Source organism: Sphingobium phenoxybenzoativorans, assembly GCF_001757355.1.
Lineage (GTDB): Bacteria > Pseudomonadota > Alphaproteobacteria > Sphingomonadales > Sphingomonadaceae > Sphingobium > Sphingobium phenoxybenzoativorans.
Genome location: NZ_MINO01000001.1, coordinates 243,734 through 266,825 on the forward strand (window position 1 = coordinate 243,734; position 23,092 = coordinate 266,825).

Genomic DNA, 23,092 nt, shown 5'->3' on the forward strand with positions numbered 1-23,092 from the left:
GCGTCAGGCGCTACGCCGGATGGTCACAGGGATGGACTTGTAGGCTGGAGTGCCACTCTGCGCATCATAGTCGTCCAGGGGGATCAGGCAGTTTGCTTCGGGGTAATAGGCGGCCGTGGAGCCGCGAGCTATGGGATGCGCGATCGCCGTCACTGCCTGCATGACGCGGCCCGGTTCGGATTCCACATCGACCAGATCGCCATGGGCAAGACCCAACATGGCCAAATCATCCTGATTGCAAAAAATGACGTCGCGGCGGCCGCTAATGCCCCGATAGCGGTCATTAAAGCCGTAGATGGTGGTATTATATTGATCATGGCTGCGGATCGTTGTGAGGAGAAGGCTGTCGGCATCTCGTGATGGAACGTCGTGCACAATGAAATGCGCCTTGCCATCCGGGGTATTCCAGCGCCGTTCCGATGCCGCGATTGTAAGCCTGAACCCGCCTGGCGTGCGAACGCGCTGATTGAAATCGCGAAAGTCAGGGAAAACCGCCTCGATCTTGTCACGAATGCGATCGTAGTTCCCGGTTAGCATGTCCCAATCGCTACGCGTCGCCGACAAAGCGGCCTTCGCCAGACCCGCGACAATGGATGGTTCCGATTTCAAATCAGGTGCGGGCGGTTTCAGCCTACCCCGTGATGCATGCACCATGGACATGGAGTCCTCGACCGTGACCCATTGGGGTCCGGCGGCCTGCATATCCTGCTCAGTCCTTCCAAGACATGGAAGTATGAGCGTTTCCTTGGCCGTGAGCAGGCAGGTGCGGTTGAGCTTCGTGACGATATTGACCGACAGATCGAGCTTGCGAATGGCTGCAAAGCAAGCATCCGGGTCAGGCATCGCCACCGCCAGATTGCCTCCAAGGGATATGAGCGCGCGCGCTTCGCCCCGCTGCATGGCCGCGAGAGCCTGCACAGCGTTATGTCCATGTTTTCGAGGGCTTTGGATTGCGAACGCGGCATCAAGCCGGTCCAGCATCGCGTCACTTGGCAACTCGGTGATGCCGACCGTGCGATCGCCCTGTACATTGCTGTGACCGCGCAGGGGGCAGATACCGGCTCCCCGCTTGCCAATATTGCCTCGCAGCAACAGCAGATTGGCAATCTGCTGAACATTCTCCGTGCCATGCTTATGCTGGGTGATACCCATGCCGTAGCAGATGATGACCCTTTCTGCCTTGGCATAGATTTGGGCCATGCTTTCGATCGCGGCGCGCACAAGGCCGGATTGGCGCTCGATCCAATCCCAGGACGCCGCACGCAGATATGCTTCAAGCTTTTCAAAACCGGTGCAGTGGTCAGCAATGAAAGGCAGATCAAGAACGGCGGGACCTCCGCTGGCCATGCTGGCGTCATGCATTTCCAGCAACGCCTTCATCATGCCGGAGAGCATTGCGTAATCGCCGCCTATTTTTACCTGGTGATAGGCGGACGCAAGCTGTGTTGCGCCGGGCAGGAGCATTTCGGAGGGGTGCTGCGGCGATTTGAACCGTTCCAGCCCCCGTTCGCGCATTGGGTTGGCGACAATGATCGGAACGCCGCGTTTGGACGCCGCGGCCAGCGTAGACAGCATGCGGGGGTGATTAGTCCCCGGATTATGACCGATACAGAAAATCGCGTCGGCATGGTCGAAATCTTCGAGCGTGACAGTGCCCTTGCCAACACCAATCGATTTGGGGAGGCCAACGCTGGTTGCCTCATGACACATGTTGGAACAGTCGGGAAAATTGTTGGTCCCGAACTCACGCGCGAATAGCTGGTAAAGGAAGGCCGCCTCGTTGGAGGCGCGACCGGAGCAGTAAAATTCCGCCTGGTCGGCATGTTCCAGCGCCTGCAGGGCTGTTCCTGCGCGGGAAAAGACATCTTCCCAAGACGCAGGTACGAAATGATCCGTCGCGGCGTCATAGCGGAGGGGATGTGTGAGCCGCCCTGCATCTTCCAGAGCATGGTCATTCCACTCCCAAAGCTCCGAAACGCTATGCTGGGCAAAGAAGTCTGGATCGACCCGTTTGACCGTAGCTTCCCATGTCACTGCCTTCGCGCCGTTCTCGCAAAACTCGAAGGAGGAGGTGTGTTTCGGGTCGGGCCATGCGCAGCCCGGGCAATCAAACCCTTCTGGCTGGTTCATTTGTAGCAGGGCGCGGGTATCCGTACTGGCGCCCATCTGATCCCTTATGGTGCGCGCGACCGCTCGCAGCGCTCCCCAGCCGCCCGCAGGACCGGCATAGGGATGCACGCCTTCGACGGGAGTTGGCGTTTCTCCGGCAGGGATTGCATCTGGGTGGTTGGCTTTTTCTTTCAACATGGTGCGGCCAATCCCTTCTATCGGTGATCAGGATATAGGAGGTCTGCCCGATGCACAAAGAGTCAAACAGAAAAGGTTCGATCGGCTATTTATTGCCCGGCGACTTTTGCCAGCCCCTTTGACAGTTGAAGCGCGCCATTGAGGCGCGACGCGGAATCGCCCCAGCCACGTGTGATGACCAGCTTGCTGTCAGGACGCAGTTTTGCCGTGCCTTCGAGTTTCTGGACATAGGCGATGAGTCCGGGTGGATTGGGGAAGCTGTCGTTCTGGAAGGTAACGAGCGCGCCTTTCGGGCCGACATCGATCTTGGCGACCGATGCTGTCAGGCAGTTCTGCTTGATCTCGATAAGCTTCAGCAAATTCTGGGTCGGCGCAGGAAGTTTACCGAACCGGTCGATCAACTCTGCGGCAAAAGCCTCGATCCCCTGCCGATCCTCCAATTCGTTGATGCGGCGATAAAGGCCCATGCGCAGGTCGAGGTCGGGGACATAATCGTCCGGAATCATGATTGGCGCATCGACAGTGATCTGCGGCGAGAAGCTTTCCTTCGTCCGGTCACGCAGAATGCCGCCCGCCTTGGCGTCCATGATCGCCTCCTCCAGCATTGACTGGTAGAGTTCGAAGCCGACTTCGCGGATATGGCCCGACTGCTCGTCCCCGACCAGATTGCCCGCCCCGCGAATATCGAGATCGTGGCTGGCGAGTTGGAACCCGGCGCCCAGCGTGTCGAGGTCTGAGAGCACCTTTAGCCGCTTTTCCGCCGTTTCTGTGATGATGCGGTCTGCCGGTGTGGTCATGTACGCATAGGCGCGCGTTTTCGACCGGCCGACCCGGCCGCGAAGCTGATAAAGCTGAGCAAGCCCGAAACGGTCGGCGCGGTGGATGATGAGCGTGTTGGCGCTTGGGATATCAAGCCCACTTTCAACAATAGTGGTCGAGAGGAGCACATCATAGCGCTTGTCGTAGAAGGCTGACATGCGTTCCTCGACTTCGCCGGCAGACATTTGTCCATGGGCGACGATGGGCCGCACTTCAGGCACCTCGTTACGCAAAAATTCTTCGATGTCGGGCAGGTCGGCGATGCGGGGGACAACGAAGAAGCTCTGGCCGCCGCGATAATGTTCCCGCAGCAGCGCTTCGCGGATAACAACGCCGTCCCACGGCATGACATAGGTACGGACGGCGAGGCGGTCGACCGGCGGGGTCTGAATGACGGAAAGTTCGCGCAGGCCCGACATCGCCATTTGCAGGGTCCGGGGGATGGGCGTGGCGGTGAGCGTCAGCACATGGACATCGGTCTTCAGGCTCTTGAGCCGTTCCTTGTGGGTAACGCCGAAGCGTTGCTCCTCGTCGACGATGACGAGACCCAGGCGTTTGAACTCCAGTCCCTTGGTCAGCAAGGCGTGGGTGCCTACAACGATATCAAGCGTGCCGTCCGCCAATCCCTCTTTGACTGCTTTCGCCTCGGCAGCCGGGACAAGACGGGAAAGCCGTCCAACCTTGAGCGGGAAGCCCTTGAAGCGTTCCTCGAAATTGTTGAAGTGCTGGCGGGCGAGAAGGGTGGTCGGACCGATGAGCGCGACTTGCATCCCGGCCATCGCCGCAACGAAGGCTGCGCGAAGGGCCACCTCTGTCTTGCCGAATCCGACATCGCCGCAGACCAGGCGGTCCATCGGCTTGCCCTCGCCAAGGTCACTTAAGACATCCGCGATGGCGCGGTCCTGATCGTCGGTTTCCTGATAGGGGAAACGATCGATAAAAGCTGGATATCCAGAGGCGTCGGGTTCGGCGACCGGTGCGGGGCGAAGCGCTCTGGCTGCGGCCGTCTTGAGCAACTCTCCCGCGATCTCCCGGATGCGCTCGCGCATCTTCGCCTTGCGGCGCTGCCACGCCTCTCCGCCCAGCTTGTCCAGGGCGACGCCGTCCGTTTCCGAGCCGTAACGGGACAGAACATCAAGATTTTCAACGGGAACATAGAGCTTGTCGCCGCCCGCATAGCCAAGCGCCACGCAGTCGTGCGGCGCATTGCCGACCGGGATCGACATGATGCCGTCATAGCGGCCGATACCGTGGTCCGCATGAACGACAAGATCGCCAGGAGTGAGGGTCGCCAATTCCTGCAGGAATGCGTCAGCGCTTTTCTTGCGCTTGGCGCGGCGCACGAGCCGGTCGCCCAACATATCCTGTTCGGTGAGCAGCGCGACATCAGGTGCCGTGAAACCGTGATCGAGCGGCAGGACGACCAGGGCGACATTCCCGGAGGCGGCGGCCCCTAGCGCCTGCTGCCAACCGTTGGCCTCCACCATCTTCTTCACGCCATGATCAGCAAGAAGACCTGTCAGGCGGTCTCGCGCACCCCCCGAATAGCTGGCTATGACAATTTTTTTGGTGCCAAGACGCAGGGAAGCGAGATGCTTCGCCACAGCCTCATAGATATTGACGTTCTGCGCGCGTTCCGGCGCAAAATCCCTTGCGCTGTCGACGCTGAAGTCGAGCACCCTGTCGCTTTCCGGCTCGTGGAATGGCGAAGTGATATGGATGGCGTGGGTGCGGACAGCATCCTCCCACTCGCCGCTGCCAAGGTAAAGCAGGGCGGGGTCGATCGGACGATATGCTCCGGGGTTGGCGGAACGGGCCTCCAGCCGGTTGGCGTGATAATCCCTGATCGCCTCGAAACGGGCTTCCGCTGCGCCTGTTACGCCATGATCGCGCACATAGACGGTATGCTCGCCCAGATGTTCGAACATCGGCACCAGCCGCTCCTCGAACAAGGGCAACCAATGCTCCATGCCCGCCAGCCGCCGGCCCTCGCTCACTGCCTGATAAAGGGGATCTCCGGTGGCGGTTGCGCCAAAAGTCTCGCGATAGCGGCTGCGAAACCGCTTGATGCTTTCCTCATCGAGCAGGGCCTCCGAAGCCGGAAGCAGGACAAAGCCTTCGACATTTTCGGTTGTGCGCTGGGTCGACGGATCAAAGCGGCGAACGGTTTCAATTTCATCCCCGAAAAAGTCGAGCCGCAATGGCTGCGGCTCACCGCCGGGGTACAGATCAACAATACCGCCGCGAATGGCATATTCGCCCGCATCATGGACCGTATCCGTGCGGACATAGCCGTTCGCCTGCAGCAGTTGCGCCAGCTTGTCGATTGCGATCCGTTCACCCGGCGCGAGCCGTGCCACCAACTGCCGGATACGGAAGGGGGTGAGGGTGCGCTGGGTGAGCGCGTTGATCGTCGTAAGAACGAGTTGCGGTCCGCGCTGTGCGGTCTGCAGCGCATGAAGCCCCGCCAGCCTCTCCGACGCCGCGCGCAGAGAGGGCGAGGCGCGATCGTAGGGAAGACAGTCCCAGGCAGGAATGCGGATGACGTCCAGTTCCGGCGCGAACCAATGAACCGTGTCGGCAATGGCCTGCATCAATTGTTCGTCTGGCGCGACGAATACGGTACGGCCTGGAGCGGCGCGGGCAATGTCCGCCAGCATCCATGGCTGAAACCCCGCCGGGACGCCGGACAAGGTAAGCGGTGTCTTGGCCTTGATGATTTTCTGCAGGTCGGTCACGGGCGTTTGCGCAAGCTCACGGTTCTATCTGGATGAAGTCAAGTTTTCGAAAGGCATCCATCATCGGCCCTTCAAACTGCGCCGGCACCGGTTGGGTGCCAAGGCCCCAGGCCATGATGTCGACATCCTGCTCCTCCAGAAACAGCTCGAACCAGGCGATTTCCGCTTCGTCCCAGCCTGTGCCGTAACGATTGAAAAAGCCGCCCACCATCAGGTCGGCTTCCTTCGTGCCGCGATGCCAGGCGCGAAAGCGCAGTCGGCGGAGGCGCGGATTGTCTTCCATGAACATCCTTGCTGGCCCAGAGCGGGCACGAGAAATTGGCCCGCGGCCATTTGCATGGACCCCGCGGGCTGCGATAGTGGCGAGATAGCCATGCGACCCGACATACTCAATCCGCTGTTTGCCGAAATTTCGGCCCTGAAGGGGGTCGGCCCGGCTTTGGCGCGTCCGCTGGAGCGGTTGGGATTGGCGCGGGCAGTAGATGTGGCGTTTCACCTGCCCATCAGTTGGGTCGACCGGAAACTGACCGACACGCTGGATATGGCCGACGCGGGACGGATTATCGGCATTGTGCTGACGCCAGTGGAGTATAAGGCAAGCGGCGGCACTCGCGCGCCTTTCCGGGTCCATGCAACGGACAGCCAAGGCAATTATGTTTCGCTGATCTTCTTCGGACGGAATAGTGGCTGGCCACGCAAATTGCTGCCGATCGGTGAGCCGCGTTTCGTTTCCGGAAAGCTCGACCTGTATGGGCAGGATTTGCAGATCGTGCATCCGGACCATGTGCTGCCCACCGATGAAGCGAAGGATATCCCGGAGCGGGAACCGGTTTACGGTCTGTCGGAGGGGCTGACCAACAACCGGATGCGGGAACTGGCCGCCCAGGCGTTGCAGCGCGCGCCGGAACTGCCCGAATGGATCGAGCCGAGCGTGCTTGCTCACAGGGACTGGCCCGGTTGGCATGAAGCACTGGCGCGGGCGCATAAGGACCCGGCCGATGCGACAGCAAAGGCGCGCCTTGCCTATGACGAGATATTCGCCGGACAACTGGCGCTGATGCTGGTGCGCGCATCGTCCCGCAAACGGCGGGGCATGCCGGTGCAGGGCGACGGGCGTTTGCGATCCCTGCTGAAACTGCCCTTTGCGCCGACGGGTGCCCAGCGGCGGTCGATCGGCGAGATCGAGGGCGATATGGTGCAGGCCACGCCGATGCTCCGATTGCTGCAGGGAGATGTCGGATCGGGCAAAACCCTTGTCGCGCTGATGGCCTTGCTGAACGCGGTCGAGGCGGGCGCCCAGGGGGCGATGCTGGCGCCGACGGAGATTCTGGCCCGGCAGCATTTCGCCACCCTGCAGAAGATGTTGGCCGGTTTGCCCGTCAATATCGCCATTCTGACGGGGCGGGAGAAAGGAAAGGCGCGGGAAGCGACCCTGATGGGGCTGGCCGATGGCAGCATTCACATCCTGGTCGGCACGCACGCAATATTTCAGGAGGCGGTACAGTATCGCAACCTGGCGCTGGCCGTAATTGACGAGCAGCATCGCTTTGGCGTCGCGCAGCGCATGATGTTGACGGCCAAGGCCGAACTGACCCCGCACCTGTTGGTGATGACGGCGACCCCGATTCCACGCACGCTGACGCTGACCTATTATGGCGAGATGGAGGTATCCCGGCTGGACGAGATGCCGCCTGGCCGGCAGCCGATTGAAACGAGAGTCCTTTCGGCGTCGCGCCTGGACGAAGTTGTTGAAGCGCTCGGCCGTCATATCGCAACCGGCGGGCAGGCCTATTGGGTGTGCCCGCTGGTGGAGGAAAGCGAGAACAGCGATCAGGCGGCCGCCGAAGCGCGGGCGGAGAGCCTGCGCATGCGGTTTGGCGATGCCATTGGACTTGTTCACGGGCGGATGAAGGGGCCGGAGAAGGATATGGTGATGGATGCCTTTGCCAGCAATCGGACAAAGGTGTTGGTGGCGACCACTGTGATCGAGGTCGGCGTGGATGTGCCGAATGCAACTCTGATGATCATAGAGGGGGCGGACCGGTTCGGGCTGGCCCAGTTGCACCAGTTGCGGGGCCGGGTGGGGCGGGGCGACAAGCCGTCCGTATGCCTGCTGCTGCGCGGCGGCGCGCTGGGCGAGACATCGCGGGCGCGGCTGGCCTTGATGCGGGAGACCAATGACGGCTTCCGGATCGCCGAGGAAGATCTGAGATTGCGCGGCGCCGGAGAATTGCTGGGGACGAGGCAGTCAGGCGAAGCGCAGTTCCGGCTGGCGAACCCGGAGCAGATCGCAGCGCTGATCGATCTGGCGCGGGACGATGCGCGGCTGCTGATCGATAGGGACGGCGGACTGGATTCCGGGCGCGGGCAGGCGGCGAGGACCTGTCTTTACCTGTTTGAGCGGGATGCGGCGGTGGGGTTGTTGCGGAGCGGTTAGCGTTCCGCCCTTTCGCCGAACAGCTTCCTTCCCGGATCGCAGCGACCAACCGCACAAGCCCGTTTTTCTGGAATTTTTCTCTCCCGTGGCGGACCGAAGTTGCGGAAGTTGCGGGTATCCATTGATCCCGCAACTTCGCGCAAACAGAACAGAGCTACGCCGGCTTCCCATTGCCCGATTGCGCAATTTTCCCTGCTTTATCGTGAACCGATGGGCCTTGGTCTGGTCTATGGTCATGGACGGACGGCTATCATATGCGGCCGTGTGTAGGACAGGCGACGACATCTGCCATAGCGCGCCCTTTCCACGACGAAATGCTGCATCTGCGAAACAAACCGGATCATATTGCGTTGGCCGGTCATGGCCAATCCCGTTACTGACCTGAGCTTCTCTGGCATCTCTCCCGCCGCCGCGCTGTCGATCGGCGCGTCCGTCGCGGTCGCCTTCGCCATTCATTGGGCATTTTTCGCCGTGGCGACCCGGCTCGCGCGCCGCGGCAAGAGCGAAAGTGACGATATACTCGTGGCTGCGGTCCGGCAGCCGACGCGCTGGCTTGCTGTGCTTCTGGCGCTGGCGGCGGGGTTGCAGCCACTAACGCTTGGGCCGCGTATCGGGAGCGTCTGGTCCATCGGGTCGAAGATGATTCTTGCCTTGCTGATTGGTTGGCTGGCGCTGCGTTTGCTGAAGGCGGGGCGGCAGATCGTCGAAATGAAAAGCGACATCAGCGTTGAGGATAATCTGAAGGCGCGCAGGCGCCATACGCGCGTCCGCATCCTTTACCGCATCATGCAGTTTGTGACGGGTTTTATCGTCGTCGCGCTGATGCTGATCGCCATTCCCGGCGTTCGCACGGTCGGCGTGACGCTGATGGCGTCGGCTGGTCTTGCGGGCCTCGCCGTGGGCGCAGCGGCGCAACCGGCGCTGAAGAACCTGATCGCTGGTATCCAGATGGCGTTCTCCGAGCCGATCCGGCTGGATGACGTGGTTATCGTGGAGGGAGAATGGGGGCGGGTCGAGGATATCCGCCTTACCTATGTCATCATACGCATCTGGGACGATCGGCGGATGATCGTGCCGGTTTCCTATTTTCTGGAAAAGCCCTTCCAGAACTGGACAACCCAGACCAGCGACCTGTTGGGCACAGTGTTTTTCCATGTCGATCCCACCGCCGACGTGGGCCGCATTCGCCGGAAGTTTGTGGAGGTAACGCAGGCCAATCCGCGATGGGACAAGCGGGTGGCGATCGTACAGGTCACGGAACATCGCACGGATGCGCTGGAGCTACGCGGCTTGCTGAGCGCGCGGAACGCCGCAGTGGCATTCGACCTGCGCTGTGAAGTGCGTGAGGCGGTCATGGAATTTCTGCGCAGGGAGATGCCGGAAGCCTTGCCGCGCAGGCGGCAGCTTCAGGACAATGACGAGGAGTTCACCAAGCGGTTTGGCGCTTCGGTATAGATACCAGCATCAGCGCATAGTCGGCCTGAGCCACTGGATTTACGAACTCCGTCCCGATCCGGCCGTCCTCTACCCAGCGCACAATCGCGTCCACGGTGCGGACATGCGGCAATTCTATAATCAGCTTATCGCCCTTGCGCACATCGGCGTCGATCCGGGCCATCAAGCCCAGAGCGGAGATGTTGATCACCCGTATCTCGTGCATGAGCCCGCGCAAGGCGGCCTTGGTGCCGAAATCAACCAATTCCCGCTCTGCCCGGCGTAATTCACTGGGATTCTTCGCCGCTGCGCCACGCATTGGTCCGACCACTTGCACCACCCTGTTTTTTTCAACCCGAACCAAAGGGTTACAGGAAGAATGCTGCAACAGCGTGATGGAAAGTGGTTAACGCATCGCCTTCTATCAGCTTGTGACCAGACCATGTTTTTTGGCGCCGAAGCTCACCTTATCCCCTGCGGAAAGCGTGAAGGTGGGGTCGGTCACGACCGAACCATTGACCCGGATGGCGCCTTCAGCCAGCTTTCTGCGGGCTTCCTTGTTCGAAACCGCGAAACCCAGAGCCACATTGGCCTGCACCACGGTCAGCCCCTCAGCACCGAGGCTGACGGTCGGGAGGTTCGCGTCGGACGAGCCTTCCTCAAAGGTTTTTCGCGCCGTTTCGGCGGCAATCTCCGCCGCATCGGACCCATGGGCGAGGGCCGTGGCGGCATCAGCGAGAATCTTTTTGGCGTCGTTGATCTCTGCGCCTTCCAGCTTTTCCAGCCGGGCGATCTCATCCAGCGGCAGATCCGTGAATAGACGCAGGAAGCGCCCCACATCGCCATCCTGCGTATTCCGCCAGAATTGCCAATAGTCGTAGGACGGCAGGGCGTCGGCATTGAGCCAGACCGCTCCGTTCATGGTCTTGCCCATCTTGCCGCCATCAGCCGTGGTGATCAGCGGTGTGGTCAGGCCGAACACCTGCGTCCCGTCAACCCGCCGCGACAGTTCGATGCCGTTGACGATATTACCCCATTGATCCGACCCGCCCATTTGCAGGCGGCAGCCCGAACGGCGAGAAAGCTCCAGAAAATCATAAGCCTGGAGGATCATGTAGTTGAATTCGAGGAAGCTCAGCGACTGTTCCCGGTCGAGCCGGGTCTTTACGCTGTCGAAGCTCAGCATGCGGTTGACGGAGAAATGCTGCCCGATATCCCGCAGGAAGGGGATATATTCCAGCTTGTCGAGCCAGTCGGCATTGTCGAGCATGATTGCGTCGGACGGGCCGTCGCCAAAGGTCAGGAACTTCTCGAAAACGCGCTTGATGCTGGCGACGTTCGAAGCGATCACGTCGCCCGTCATGAGCTTGCGCGCCTCGTCCTTGAAGCTGGGATCGCCAATCTTGCCGGTGCCGCCGCCCATCAGCACGATAGGCTTGTGCCCCGCCTGCTGCATGCGGCGGAGCATCATGATCTGAACGAGGCTGCCGACATGCAGCGACGGCGCGGTGGGATCGAACCCTATATAACCGGGCACGATCTGGCGCGTCGCGAGCGCGTCCAGCGCCTCCGCGTCGGTGATCTGGTGGATATAGCCGCGCGTGTCGAGTAAGCGCAGAAGATCGGATGTGAATGTCGTCATGGCGGGCGGCGCATAACATGGGGATTTGCGCTTGGGTAGCATGTTGGCCATCGGTTTGATGTCTGGGACATCGCGGGACGGGATCGACGCGGCGTTGATCCGCACGGACGGGGAGGGAATCGCCGAATCGCTCGCCTTTCATGCGATGGCGTATGAGGACGGATTCCGCATGCGTCTGGCGGAGACATGCCAGCGGGCGATGGCGATGGACGCGCCGGGATTTGAGCCGCTGATCGCCTCCGTGCAGGAGGAGCTGACCGAGCTGCATGTGCAGGCGGTCGCCGACCTGTTGGGGCGGAGCGGGCGGATGGCGGAGGAGATCGGCGTCATCGGCTTTCACGGGCATACGGTGGCGCACAAGCCCGATCGTGGCTGGACCTGGCAGGTCGGGGACGGAGCCGCTCTGGCGGGCGCATTTGGCATTACGGTTGTCGGCGATCTGCGGAGCGCGGATGTGGCGGCAGGGGGACAGGGGGCGCCGTTACTGCCCGTCTATCATCAGGCATTGGCCTATGATCTGGCGAAACCCGTGGCGATCCTCAATCTGGGGGGCGTGGCGAATGTCACGTTTATCGGGGATGAAGGCGCGCTGATTGCTTTCGACACCGGCATGGCGAGCGGGCTCATCGACAACTGGATGCAGGCGGAGGGGAACATGCCCTATGACGAGGGCGGCCTTGTCGCGGCGTCCGGGCGTGTCGACGCAGCCGTGCTGGGCGCGATGCTCGACAACCCCTGGTTCGACGCGCCGCCGCCCAAGAGCATCGACCGGGAGGAGTTCACGATCGATCCCGTGCGCGGCCTCGGCCTTGCCGATGGGGCGGCGACGCTGACCGCCTTTACGGCGCAGTCCGTGGCGCGGGGTATCCGCCTGTTGCCAGAGCGGCCCAAGGCGATTTTCGTCGCCGGGGGTGGACGGCACAATGGCACCATGATGCGGATGCTGGAGGAGGCGACCGGCATAGCCGTGTCGTCCGGCGACGATCTGGGCTGGAATGGCGACAGCGTCGAGGCGGAGGGATTCGCCTATATGGCGGTCCGTCGACTTCATGGTCTGCCGATCAGTTTTCCGGGGACGACGGGCGTGGCCGCGCCGATGACGGGCGGCGTTGTTTTCGCGCCGCATTGACGGGGCGGTGGTGGAGCCGGAATCCGCTCATTCATTCGGCAAATCCAACGAAGTTGCGGAAGTTGCGGGTTCTGATGCGTTTTGACCGGATTTTGCCCGGAAAGTCGCATGTAGGTCTCACTAAAGTCCCATGTAGGTCGCATGTACGTCCCATATGCGTCCCACTTACGTCCCACTTACGTCCCATGTGCGTCTCACTTGCGTCTCATGTGCGTCGCACTTGAGTCTCATGTAAGTCCCGGTTGCGTCGCACTTACGTCGCATCTGCGTCGCGGTTGCGTCGCATGTTGGTCTCACCCGGGTCGCGGGTGAGTCACAGGTGCGGCCCGGTTCGGCGCCGGGCAGGCGGTTTTGGTCAGCGGGTTTTGGATATTGTTCCATGCGGGGGAGTAGAGCATGGGGCGGGGGATGTAGGACAGGCGTTCAGGGCATCGATATGAGTGTGCGTTGCGACCTCAGAGAGTATGACGGCTAACGACCATTCATTGTCATTCCCAAGCTATTCCCCTTATGCCTCAAAGCGGTCGTAAATTCAGAGTCATGGGGAGATTGAAGTTGGCTGCGCGAGAATTTGTCAGAGCATGCAAGGAAGAGCGAGATGCATTGCTCGCCATGTTCAGCGATGCATCCGCAGGCACGATTGTCGGGCAGCACCTCGACGCAGCACAGTTGAACTCGGAACAGCGTCGTAATGTGATCGCCGCGCTCGACGCGGCTCTTACCGACACGTTCTACACTTTGTTGATGGGCCTTGCTGGCGAAGCCTCACTTGGAGGGCGGCAGCAGGCATATAGGCTGTCAGATGAAATGGGGCGGCCTATCTCGCCGTCTGAACATGCCGACCTTGGCGACCTCGCATTTGAGGCTTTTCAAGCCGATTGAACGTCTGAGTTCGTAGTTAAAGGACTCACAGCAGACTGTCTCCTATCCACCCTTTTCCGTCATCCCCGCGAAAGCGGGGACCCAACACGCCTTGGGCACATAAGGCGTGGGAGGCGAGATGGGTTCCCGCTTTCGCGGGAATGACGAGTCATGGAATAGATGAGGCAGCTAACCACCCCTTCGTCATCCCGCACGTGATGCGGGATCTATTGGCTCCATGCTGGCGTGACGGCACAAGCGCCAGCGCTCATGGATCCCGGATCAAGTCCGGGATGACGAAATCGGGGATATGTTAGCTTGCCACCCAAATTAGCTAACCACCCATCACCGCTTGCGGGTAAGCTCCTTCATCGCCGCTTCCAGCCCGGCGAGGGTGAGCGGATACATGCGGTCGTTCAGCAGTTCCCGGATCAGGCGTGTGGACTGGCTATAGCCCCAATGCTCCTGCGCGCTGGGGTTCAGCCAGACCGTTGCGGGATAGGTGTTCGTCACCCGGTTGAGCCAGGTTACGCCTGATTCCTCATTGAAATGTTCGACCGACCCGCCGGGATGGGTGATTTCATAGGGAGACATGGCTGCGTCGCCGACAAAGACGACCTTATAGTCATGGCCATATTTGTGAAGAATGTCCCAGGTCAGCATCCGCTCGTTGAACCGGCGGCGATTATCCTTCCACACGCCTTCATACAGGCAGTTATGGAAGTAGAAAAATTCGAGATTTTTGAACTCCGCCGTCGCAGCGGAAAACAGCTCCTCGCACAAGGTTATGAAGGGGTCCATCGACCCCCCGACGTCGAGGAAGAGCAGTAGCTTCACGGCATTGTGGCGTTCCGGGCGCATGCGGATGTCGAGCCAGCCCTGCCGCGCTGTGCCGCGGATCGTCTCGTCCAGGTCGAGTTCGTCTGCGGCGCCTTCCCGCGCGAAACGGCGCAGGCGGCGTAGCGCTATCTTGATGTTGCGGGTGCCCAGTTCCTTGCTGTTGTCGAGATTCTGGAACTCGCGCTGTTCCCACACCTTTATCGCGCGTTTGTGCGTGCTTTCTCCGCCGATCCGAACGCCTTCGGGATTGTAGCCGCCATTGCCGAAAGGAGAGGTGCCGCCAGTGCCGATCCACTTGTTGCCGCCCTGATGCCTGCCCTGCTGCTCCTCAAGCCGTTTTTTCAGCGTGTCCATGATTTCATCCCATGATCCCAGGGATTTGATTTTCTCCATTTCCTCTGGAGACAGGAATTTTTCCGCGACGGCCCTCAGCCATTCTTCCGGGATATCCTGCGTGGCCACGCCATAATTGCCCTCCAGGCCCCTGAACACTTTGGCGAACACCTGGTCAAAGCGGTCGATCAGGCTCTCATCCTTCACGAAGGTCGCGCGGGCGAGATAATAAAATTCCTCCGGATTCCGTTCGATAACGTCGCGCTCAAGCGCTTCCAGCAGCACCAGATGCTCCTTGACGCCCGCAGGGATGCCGGCGGCGCGCAATTCGTCGAGAAAGTCGAGAAACATCGATCAGGCCGATACCGGCTTAATGCTGGCCTCGCTTGGGGCGGCGGCATGTATCAGCGATACGAGAACGAACGAAATGATCATCAGCAAATACCAGGAACCCAATTTTCCTATCGACACCAGGTGCCATCCATCCTTCTGGTCTGGATAGGTCCAGGCGTTGGCGAAGGTGCCAATATTCTCTCCGAACCAGATGAACAGCGCAACCAGGAAGAATCCAACGAGCAGCGGCATGGCGCGGGCGCGGCGGAACGGGGTGAACCATATCGTCGTGCGCCGGAACAGGAAGATCGCGAACGCAAAGAGGCCAAGCCTGAGGTCCGGCAGCCAATGGTGCGCGAAGAAGTTCACATAAATGGCGGCAGCCAGGAGGATGGTGGTCCAGCGCGGCGGATAGCCGGTGAAGCGGAAGTCGAAGATGCGCCAGATACGGGCGATATAGCTGCCGACCGCCGCATACATGAAGCCGGAGAACATCGGGACCGGCCCGATATGCAGCAGGCTGGCCTCTGGATATATCCACGAACCGGCTGCGGTCTTGAACAGTTCCATAACCGTGCCGACGACATGGAATGTGCAGATCACCCACGCTTCGCGGAGCGTTTCAAGCCGCAACAGGAGCATGAGCGCCTGGATGCCGACCGCCGCAAGGGTCAGGAAATCATAGCGATGGAGCGGCAAATCGGCGGGGTAGAAAAAATGCGTGCCGAGCAACAGCGCCAGCATCAATCCGCCAAACAGGCAGGCCCAGCCCTGTTTGAAACCGAAAAGCAGAAATTCGTAGCAGCCAGAAGCGACGCGACCCTGAACCACGACGGCTTCAAGGTCCCTGCGCACTTTCGCAAAGCGCGTCATGCCGAGGGAAAAGAGCGAGGCTGGTTCGGTCATCGCCTCAGCCTAGCGGTGGATAAATACAAACGCCAGAAACGCGACGTCACTGCAACGCAACATTAATTCTTGCAATGCATCATTAATGGGGCAGTATCCATTATGGGGCATTCGCTTGGGGCGCACTTGGAAAAGCAAGAGCTTTTAGCCGAATTGGGGGAACAGTCGGCGGAGATATCGCTGCAATGCAGCGAGGCCGCCGGTTTTCTGGCGCAGATCGACCAGCGGATACAGTCGGACGCAGCGCATCTCGCCAGACTGCAAAGCAAGATGGAGGCGCTCTCCGCCAATCAGGCGGAGAGCGGCGTGGCGGCTCTGGAACTGCGGGTGACCGCGCAGAAGGCGGAACGCATCATCGCCGAAGGCAATGACGCGGCAGCATTGTCTCTTGACGAAGTTGCCGGGCTGATCGCGCATGTGACGGGCCTAGAAGTGCATCTGCGCAATTTTCTGGCCGTGATCGAGGCTGTCGGCGGTATTTCCGAAGAGCTTGGCGCGATCGCGCACCAGACGCGCATGCTAGGCGTGAATGCCGCGATCGAGGCTGCGCGGGGCGGCGAGGCGACCCAGGGTTTTGCGGTGGTCGCCGATGAAATACGGCGCCTTGCGGCCCAGGCGGGCGAATCCGCGCGATCCGTTCGGGAAAAACTCGATCAACTGGACAGCAATGCGCGCGGATTGATGAGCGGGGTCGAGGCCAACATCGTGCGTGGCCGGGAAGCGGGCATCCATATTGACGACATGCGTACGATGATGACGGAAGTATCCTCGCTGGTGACGCAATTTCAGCAGCGGTCCCACGCCATCGCCGGTTGCACCGAGGAAGCAGGGGAAGATGTCGAGTCCCTTCGCGCGGGTCTGGACGAGTTCAGCCGGTCGGCATGCGAAAGCGCGGTGCAGGTCAATCATGCGCTTGGCCGGCTCGACGAACTGGAAAGCACGGCCAACACCATGTTGAACCGCGTCGCCCATGGCGGCGTACGCACCCGCAACAGCAAATATATCGCAATGGCCGAGGAAGGCGCGGAGGAAGTTGCGGCGCTGATCGGAGATGCGCTGGATTCCGGGCATCTTACCGCCGAAGCCCTGTTCGACACGCGCTACCGTAAAGTGCCGGGAAGCGATCCGATCCAATATCTGACGGATTTCGTGGACTTTGCGGACCTGCGTCTGCGCGCCCTGCTGGACCGTCGTACGGCGCTGGACCCGGCCGTCGTCGGGTGCTGCCTTGTCGACATGAACGGTTTCCTGCCGACCCATATCAGCGCCCGCAGCCAGCCCCAAAGGCAGGGAGACAGGCTATGGAATCTGGAAAATGCCCGTAATCGGCAGATATTCATGGATGGGCAGACCCGCCGGGCGCTCGACAGCGACGGCGATTTCTTTCTGTTCACCTATCGCCAGGATCTGGGCGAAGGGCGATACAGGGCGCTACGCAGCGTATTCGTGCCGTTGGAATTCGGCGGTCGGCGATGGGGGCTTTACGAGGTCGGCTACCTGATCTGACGCCAGCTTATCCGACCCAAAGCGCTCAGCGGTTCGCCTGTTTGCTGACCGTTACCCTGCCATCGGCAGCATGCGCCGCACTGAGAAGCATCGTCGCGCCCTTCCGATCGCTGCCATCTATGATCGCCGCGATTTGTTTTGTGGTGGGCAGGCGATCATAGGCGCTGTAGACGTCGGTGCGGCCAACCTGATGCACGGAAAGCCGGTATCCGCCGCCTGCCGGAAGCCGGTCAAACCGCATGATCTTGCCTGCGTCGTCCAGCGGGATCAGCACCGGCGAAGCGTCGCCGCTGCCCACGGCCTGCAGCATGTCGTAGCTGGCGTCGCCAACCTGAACGGTTCCGCGAACGCAGACATTATCCTCTCCATCCCTGGGGAAAGGCAGATCGGTCATGCCGGCTGCGCCAGAGGAGCGGTCCGCAACAACATGTGCGCCCGGACCGTCAGCCATGGGGCATGAAGCGATTTGCCGGGCCATAGCCGGGCGAGGAGATGCGTCGCCCTCAAACCGGAGACCGGCGAGGAGAGAGTTCATGCCTGAATTGACATCCTGCATGCGCTCGGTTGGTCCGGTGACGCGCAATTTGATCATCCAGCGCCCTGCGTGAATGAACGCCGCTTCAGTCACCAATTGCCCATCGGCGCCGCTGTAGACGGAACGGATCGCTGTGTTGCTGTGCTGACCTGCAGATGTCACGTCAAAGGCGGTGCGGCGCGTATCCGGGCCGAAGCGTTCATGGATCGCCTTGTCGGTCATGTAAGATGATATGGCGGCATCGGCATAGCTGGGCATGTAGATATATGCCGTTGCCTGCACTACGCCATCAGCGGACGCGAATTGCGCATAATTGTCCAGACCAGCGCCCTGATCGGAAATCTCGCCGGATTTGATCAGGCTGAGATTGCCTGCCGATTGGGGAATGGCGATCCCCGCCGCCGTGACCCGCAGACTATCCGCATCGACGCGCCACGCGCCATCATCGGCATCAGGCGCAACGGCATGAGCAGTGGCCGGAAGGGCCATCGCCAGAAGAAAAGACAAAATGGCAAGACGCATTCGGCACCTCCCCCTTAGGACGCGCCGTCTTCGCGGCGTTATGCAGGGAGGATCACACGCGATCCCCCATTATGCAAGGGTAAGGATGCCTGCTTTCAGGCGACCGGAGGTATTTGGGCCTCATAATGAGGCAATTCAGGGTCAAGGCAGGCCCATTCGGGAGCGGCCTGCGTCCAGATCACCGCCTGCGGAGCGATCAGGCCCGGATCGTCCAGCGCCCCCGCACGGATGAAAGTGAGATGTGGCCGCGATTCGGCGATGCTGAACAAAGGCGTGCCGCAAGCCGGGCAGAAGCCCCGGCGCATGGCGTTGCCGCTGTCCGCGACGCTCTCATGCCATCTGACTTCGCCCTGAGTAGAGACCTTGTCCGACGGGAAGCACACATTCACCGTGGCGCTGCCACCGCCAAGATATTGGCACAGACGGCACCAGCACATGCGCGCAGCCATCGGTTCGGCGTCTATGGCGATCCGCACAGCGCCGCACAGGCATCCAGCTCCATGCGGCATGCCCCGAACCTCCCCGTCAGACCTTGCGGCGCGCCATGAAGGCCAGCCGTTCAAACATCATCACGTCCTGCTCATTCTTCAGCAGCGCGCCATGCAAGGGAGGGATCGCCTTGGCCGGGTCCTGCGATTGCAGAACATCCAGCGGCATGTCCTCCGCCAGCAACAGTTTCAGCCAGTCGAGCAGTTCGCTGGTTGAAGGTTTCTTCTTCAGGCCGGGCACATCCCGTATCTCGTAAAAGATATCGAGGGCCTTGCTGACCAGGATCTTCTGAATGCCGGGGAAATGGACATCGACGATGTTCTGCATCGTCTCCCGGTCAGGGAATTTGATATAATGGAAGAAGCAGCGGCGCAGGAAGGCGTCCGGCAGGTCCTTCTCATTATTCGAAGTAATGACGACGATCGGACGCTCGGCCGCCTGAATGGTCTCGCCCGTCTCATAGACGTGGAAAGCCATGCGATCGAGTTCCTGCAACAAGTCGTTCGGAAATTCGATGTCCGCCTTGTCAATCTCATCGATCAGCAGGACAGGCAGCGCGGGGGACGTAAACGCCTCCCAAAGCTTCCCCTTACGGATATAGTTGGCGATGTCGTGAACCCGCGCATCGCCAAGCTGACCATCACGCAGCCGGGCGACCGCGTCATATTCATACAGGCCCTGATGCGCCTTCGTCGTCGACTTGACGTTCCATTCTATCAGGGGGGCGCCGGCGGCCTTGGCGATTTCCTGCGCCAGAACGGTCTTTCCGGTGCCGGGTTCGCCCTTCACGAGCAGCGGCCTGCGCAACAGCACGGCTGCATTGACCGCCACTTTCAGATCATCTGTGACGACGTAATCGCTGGTGCCTTCAAAGCGCATGCTGTTTCTGTTTCCCGTGTTGCAATGCAAACAGGACTAGGGAAGCAAGTCAGGGGATGCAAGCCGGGGGATGCAAGAGAGCGAGTGAGGGCGTTCAGACCCTGGCGCGGACCGATGCGCGCGCCTGGAGCAGGTCCCACAGGCCCCGGTGCTGGCGCAGCATCTGGCGCGCGCCGAACTGCATGGCGCGGGCGATGCCCTCATCTTCCATTGCGATCGCGTCCGCGATGGCGAGCGTTTCAGGCGCCAGCGGAAGCATGCAGGGTTTCGGTTCAACGCCGGAGCGGATGGCGGCCACGTCGAGCAGGTTGCGTACAGCCTGCCAGTCGAGAACGAGCGCTATCGCAGCGCCCATGGCGCAGCCGCGGCGATCCGATTGGGCCAGCATGTCGAGCGCATGCCGCTGTTGCAGCACAGCCGTTTCCGAATCGCTCTGGCCGGTGGTGCTGGGCAGGGGGCCGACAGCAACCGTCACCTGGGTCAGAAAAGCGCGTTCGGTTGCAAAACCGTCAGCCGCCTGGACCAGCCAGGCGCGCGCCGCATTCTCCGTAGTGCGGGTGGCTGCATGGTCAATTACGCCCGGCTGGCGGCCATGCAGCATGCACAGATAGTGGGTGGCGTCGGCAAGATTGGCGAGCGAACGGGTGAGCATGGAGGGGTGGGCTTCGGCGGGATAGCTGTGACTTCCGGTGCCATCCGCAGCGACGAGCGCCGCCAGAATATCCGAAATCGAGCCAATCCGGCCAATTGTTGCCGCGTCCTGCATTGTCAAACCCCGTTGGGCCGCCCGTTTGCGCTGGGCGGGAAATTCAACGGCTAGACTATGCGCCGGGGGTAAATAGCGGGTTAAGCGCTCAATTCTCGTGTTGCAGTGCAGCGGGATTGGACGGCTGTATAATATGCTGATAAATAAGGATTTATTGTTTCATCTGTTTGGCCGTGGGGCAATATGTTCCGAAACGGCACACAAACAGTTGAGAGAAGCTGCATCACGGGTTGGATTGCTTCAATTTTTCTTTCGCACAGTCGAAGTTGCGGAAGTTGCGGGTTGCAGCCGCGCTTCCAGGTCTGGGGCAGGGCTGGGGTCTTGGGTGGTTGCCAAAGCCCAAATTGCGCCGGCGGCGCAAAAGCGCGGCGGAGCGGCCATTTGCAGGGATGCCAGCCATGGAGAATATCCTCTCGCCAATTGAGATTTGGCGGAGGTAACACCGGCTGGACGCAATAGGACAGGGCTATGAAAGGCTCAGCCCGGACGGAGGGGTGATCCCTGCCTCCGTCCGGCCCGATATGCGCCTACTGGTCGAGGAAACTGCGCATCTTGCGGCTGCGGCTCGGATGTTTGAGCTTGCGCAGCGCCTTCGCCTCGATCTGACGGATGCGTTCGCGGGTCACGCTGAACTGCTGGCCCACTTCCTCAAGCGTATGATCGGTGTTCATGCCGATGCCGAAGCGCATGCGTAGCACGCGCTCCTCGCGCGGGGTGAGGCTGGCAAGGACGCGGGTGACGGTTTCCTTGAGGTTGGCCTGAATGGCGGCATCCACCGGGATGATCGCATTCTTGTCCTCGATGAAATCGCCAAGATGCGAATCCTCCTCGTCGCCGATCGGCGTTTCGAGGGAGATCGGTTCCTTGGCGATCTTCATCACCTTGCGCACCTTCTCCAGTGGCATGGAAAGGCGCTCGGCCATCTCCTCCGGCGTCGGTTCGCGGCCCTGCTCATGCAGGAACTGGCGGGACGTGCGCACCAGCTTGTTGATCGTTTCGATCATATGGACCGGGATGCGGATCGTCCGGGCCTGATCAGCGATCGAGCGCGTGATCGCCTGCCTGATCCACCAGGTCGCATAGGTGCTGAACTTGTAGCCGCGGCGATATTCGAACTTATCCACTGCCTTCATCAGGCCGATATTGCCTTCCTGAATAAGATCAAGGAATTGCAGGCCGCGGTTGGTATATTTCTTGGCGATGGAGATGACGAGGCGAAGGTTCGCCTCAACCATTTCCTTCTTGGCGATGCGCGCCTCGCGCTCGCCCTTCTGCACCATGTTCACGATGCGGCGGAATTCGCTGAGCGACATGCCGGTCGCCTGGGCGATCTCACCCACTTCGGCGCGGATGCGGTCGACGGCGCGGGCCTCCGCAGAAGCGAATGCAGCCCATTTCTTGTCGATCTTGGCGACCTTCTCCAGCCAGCCCTCGTCAAGCTCATGATTGACGTAATTGTCCAGGAAGTCCTTGCGCGGAACCTTGTTGCGTTCGGCAAGACGCAGCATCTGGCCGCCAAGCGCGGTCAGGCGGCGGTTATAGGCATAAAGCTGATCGACGAGATATTCGATCTTCTGCTGATGGAACTGGACGCTCTCGACCTGGGCGGTCAGCTCCTCGCGCAGTTCCTGATATTTGTCTTCCTGCTTCTGGGGGAACACGTCGCCATTGCCGAGCGCAGTGAGGCGGGCCTCCTGCGCACGGGAGAAGGCGCGGAAGATCTCCGTGATGGTCGCGAATTTCTCAAGCGCCATCGGCTTGAGCTGTTCTTCCATCTGGGCGAGGCTGAGAGTGTTGTCCTCCTCCTCGTCATCATCCACGCGCGGCGCCCGGCGCTCGGTCATGGAATCCTCGTCCTCATCGGAATCAGCGGATTCTTCTTCCGGCTCCTCTTCCTCCTTGAAGGACGGGCCAGCCGTCTTTTCGCTGATCTCGCCATCATCCTCGGCGCCTTCTTCCAGGCTTTCCGGGGCAGGGTCCTTCGAAAGCATCGCATCGAGATCAAGGATCTCGCGCAATTGCATTTCGCCGTTGTTGAGGGCGGTGGACCATTCAATGATGGCGTTGAACGTGGTCGGGCTTTCGCACAGACCCAGAATCATCGTGTCGCGCCCAGCCTCGATACGCTTGGCGATGGCGATCTCGCCCTCGCGGCTGAGCAATTCGACGGCGCCCATTTCGCGCAGATACATGCGCACGGGATCATCGGTGCGATCGACCGTTTCCTTCTTCTTCTCGGTAACGGCGCGGGAGGTGCCGTCATCCTCCTCCTCGTCGGACGAATCGACCGAATCGGCCTCATCCTCACGCCGGTCCTCGCCGTCTTCGCCGGCTTCCTCATTCTCGACGATGTTGACGCCCATGTCATTGAGCGCGGACATCACGTCCTCAATCTGCTCGGAGGACATCTGGTCCTGCGGCAGGGCGTCGTTCAGCTCGTCATAGGTGATGTAGCCGCGCTTCTTCGCGCGCGTGATCAGCTTGCGAACGGCAGCTTCGTTGAGATCCAGCAGGGGCGCATCGCCGCCTTCGTCACCGCCGTCGCCTGCACCCGCACCAACAACCTTGTTCGCCTTGCTCGCCATGTATTCGCCTTGAAACCGCGCGCCCTGAAAG

17 protein-coding genes are annotated in these 23,092 nt (G+C 60.8%); 5 read left to right on the forward strand and 12 right to left on the reverse strand.

The features are described 5' to 3' along the window. Window positions 1-3: 3 nt before the first annotated feature. From BHQ40_RS01190 to BHQ40_RS01200, 3 genes are all read right to left on the reverse strand, one after another. Window positions 4-2,307 (reverse strand): FdhF/YdeP family oxidoreductase, encoded by a 2,304-nt coding sequence (locus BHQ40_RS01190; RefSeq protein ID WP_070151269.1) that lies wholly within the window; start codon window positions 2,305-2,307, stop codon window positions 4-6. A gap of 89 nt (window positions 2,308-2,396) precedes the next feature. After that, window positions 2,397-5,864: a transcription-repair coupling factor gene (mfd, locus tag BHQ40_RS01195; RefSeq protein WP_070151271.1), complete on the reverse strand. Its 3,468-nt coding sequence runs from the start codon at window positions 5,862-5,864 to the stop codon at window positions 2,397-2,399. 16 nt (window positions 5,865-5,880) lie between these two features. Beyond that, a complete protein-coding gene (locus BHQ40_RS01200; protein WP_070151442.1) occupies window positions 5,881-6,147 on the reverse strand; it encodes an FAD assembly factor SdhE in 267 nt (88 codons plus the stop codon). Window positions 6,148-6,237: 90 nt separating this feature from the next. Between BHQ40_RS01200 and recG the strand changes: the two genes are divergently transcribed. Together recG and BHQ40_RS01210 are read left to right on the forward strand one after the other, a co-directional pair. Next, entirely contained in the window at window positions 6,238-8,301 is a 2,064-nt protein-coding gene (gene recG, locus BHQ40_RS01205; protein ID WP_070151273.1) for an ATP-dependent DNA helicase RecG, read from the forward strand. 360 nt (window positions 8,302-8,661) lie between these two features. Continuing rightward, entirely contained in the window at window positions 8,662-9,756 is a 1,095-nt protein-coding gene (locus tag BHQ40_RS01210) for a mechanosensitive ion channel family protein (protein WP_070151276.1), read from the forward strand. Here the strand turns inward: BHQ40_RS01210 and BHQ40_RS01215 are convergent. Then, on the reverse strand, window positions 9,728-10,066 hold the full coding sequence (locus tag BHQ40_RS01215) for a PilZ domain-containing protein (protein WP_139139127.1): 339 nt from the start codon (window positions 10,064-10,066) through the stop codon (window positions 9,728-9,730). The two genes, BHQ40_RS01210 and BHQ40_RS01215, sit on opposite strands and share 29 nt — an antisense overlap. A gap of 93 nt (window positions 10,067-10,159) precedes the next feature. Next, a complete protein-coding gene (gene tyrS / locus BHQ40_RS01220; protein ID WP_070151444.1) occupies window positions 10,160-11,377 on the reverse strand; it encodes a tyrosine--tRNA ligase in 1,218 nt (405 codons plus the stop codon). 40 nt (window positions 11,378-11,417) lie between these two features. On the opposite strand from tyrS, the gene BHQ40_RS01225 reads away from it, so the two are divergent. Together BHQ40_RS01225 and BHQ40_RS01230 are read left to right on the forward strand one after the other, a co-directional pair. Further along, window positions 11,418-12,506 (forward strand): anhydro-N-acetylmuramic acid kinase, encoded by a 1,089-nt coding sequence (locus tag BHQ40_RS01225; protein WP_070151280.1) that lies wholly within the window; start codon window positions 11,418-11,420, stop codon window positions 12,504-12,506. 555 nt (window positions 12,507-13,061) lie between these two features. Further along, complete coding sequence (locus BHQ40_RS01230) at window positions 13,062-13,388, forward strand: hypothetical protein (protein WP_070151282.1); 327 nt, start codon at window positions 13,062-13,064, stop codon at window positions 13,386-13,388. A gap of 324 nt (window positions 13,389-13,712) precedes the next feature. On the opposite strand, the gene BHQ40_RS01235 is transcribed toward BHQ40_RS01230, so the two are convergent. Beyond that, window positions 13,713-14,891 carry a vWA domain-containing protein gene (locus BHQ40_RS01235; protein WP_070151284.1) on the reverse strand — a complete coding sequence of 393 codons (1,179 nt, stop codon included), beginning with the start codon at window positions 14,889-14,891 and terminating at the stop codon, window positions 13,713-13,715. 3 nt (window positions 14,892-14,894) lie between these two features. Beyond that, on the reverse strand, window positions 14,895-15,779 hold the full coding sequence (locus tag BHQ40_RS01240; RefSeq protein WP_070151286.1) for a DUF817 domain-containing protein: 885 nt from the start codon (window positions 15,777-15,779) through the stop codon (window positions 14,895-14,897). 102 nt (window positions 15,780-15,881) lie between these two features. On the opposite strand from BHQ40_RS01240, the gene BHQ40_RS01245 reads away from it, so the two are divergent. Further along, window positions 15,882-17,285: a methyl-accepting chemotaxis protein gene (locus BHQ40_RS01245; protein WP_070151288.1), complete on the forward strand. Its 1,404-nt coding sequence runs from the start codon at window positions 15,882-15,884 to the stop codon at window positions 17,283-17,285. Between the two features lie 25 nt (window positions 17,286-17,310). Here the strand turns inward: BHQ40_RS01245 and BHQ40_RS01250 are convergent, their stop codons facing one another. The 5 genes from BHQ40_RS01250 to rpoD form a co-directional block, all read right to left on the reverse strand. Continuing rightward, on the reverse strand, window positions 17,311-18,342 hold the full coding sequence (locus BHQ40_RS01250) for a hypothetical protein (protein WP_070151290.1): 1,032 nt from the start codon (window positions 18,340-18,342) through the stop codon (window positions 17,311-17,313). Window positions 18,343-18,437: 95 nt separating this feature from the next. After that, window positions 18,438-18,851: a GFA family protein gene (locus BHQ40_RS01255; protein WP_070151292.1), complete on the reverse strand. Its 414-nt coding sequence runs from the start codon at window positions 18,849-18,851 to the stop codon at window positions 18,438-18,440. A 16-nt stretch (window positions 18,852-18,867) separates the two neighbouring features. Then, window positions 18,868-19,710, reverse strand: coding sequence for an AAA family ATPase (locus tag BHQ40_RS01260; protein WP_070151294.1), 843 nt, complete (start codon window positions 19,708-19,710; stop codon window positions 18,868-18,870). Window positions 19,711-19,804: 94 nt separating this feature from the next. After that, on the reverse strand, window positions 19,805-20,476 hold the full coding sequence (locus BHQ40_RS01265) for a DUF6975 family protein (RefSeq protein WP_070151297.1): 672 nt from the start codon (window positions 20,474-20,476) through the stop codon (window positions 19,805-19,807). Window positions 20,477-21,003: 527 nt separating this feature from the next. After that, window positions 21,004-23,061 (reverse strand): RNA polymerase sigma factor RpoD, encoded by a 2,058-nt coding sequence (gene rpoD / locus BHQ40_RS01270; RefSeq protein ID WP_070151299.1) that lies wholly within the window; start codon window positions 23,059-23,061, stop codon window positions 21,004-21,006. Window positions 23,062-23,092 lie beyond the last annotated feature (31 nt).

Excerpts from the sequence above, each read along its gene's own strand:
- BHQ40_RS01190 (WP_070151269.1), bottom strand. The coding sequence starts at position 2,307 with ATGTTGAAAGAAAAAGCCAACCACCCAGATGCAATCCCTGCCGGAGAA.
- BHQ40_RS01200 (WP_070151442.1), bottom strand. The coding sequence starts at position 6,147 with ATGGAAGACAATCCGCGCCTCCGCCGACTGCGCTTTCGCGCCTGGCAT.
- recG (WP_070151273.1), top strand. The coding sequence starts at position 6,238 with ATGCGACCCGACATACTCAATCCGCTGTTTGCCGAAATTTCGGCCCTG.
- BHQ40_RS01210 (WP_070151276.1), top strand. The coding sequence starts at position 8,662 with ATGGCCAATCCCGTTACTGACCTGAGCTTCTCTGGCATCTCTCCCGCC.
- tyrS (WP_070151444.1), bottom strand. The coding sequence starts at position 11,377 with ATGACGACATTCACATCCGATCTTCTGCGCTTACTCGACACGCGCGGC.
- BHQ40_RS01225 (WP_070151280.1), top strand. The coding sequence starts at position 11,418 with ATGTTGGCCATCGGTTTGATGTCTGGGACATCGCGGGACGGGATCGAC.
- BHQ40_RS01235 (WP_070151284.1), bottom strand. The coding sequence starts at position 14,891 with ATGTTTCTCGACTTTCTCGACGAATTGCGCGCCGCCGGCATCCCTGCG.
- BHQ40_RS01240 (WP_070151286.1), bottom strand. The coding sequence starts at position 15,779 with ATGACCGAACCAGCCTCGCTCTTTTCCCTCGGCATGACGCGCTTTGCG.
- BHQ40_RS01245 (WP_070151288.1), top strand. The coding sequence starts at position 15,882 with ATGGGGCATTCGCTTGGGGCGCACTTGGAAAAGCAAGAGCTTTTAGCC.
- BHQ40_RS01250 (WP_070151290.1), bottom strand. The coding sequence starts at position 18,342 with ATGCGTCTTGCCATTTTGTCTTTTCTTCTGGCGATGGCCCTTCCGGCC.
- BHQ40_RS01255 (WP_070151292.1), bottom strand. The coding sequence starts at position 18,851 with ATGCCGCATGGAGCTGGATGCCTGTGCGGCGCTGTGCGGATCGCCATA.
- BHQ40_RS01260 (WP_070151294.1), bottom strand. The coding sequence starts at position 19,710 with ATGCGCTTTGAAGGCACCAGCGATTACGTCGTCACAGATGATCTGAAA.
- BHQ40_RS01265 (WP_070151297.1), bottom strand. The coding sequence starts at position 20,476 with ATGCAGGACGCGGCAACAATTGGCCGGATTGGCTCGATTTCGGATATT.
- rpoD (WP_070151299.1), bottom strand. The coding sequence starts at position 23,061 with ATGGCGAGCAAGGCGAACAAGGTTGTTGGTGCGGGTGCAGGCGACGGC.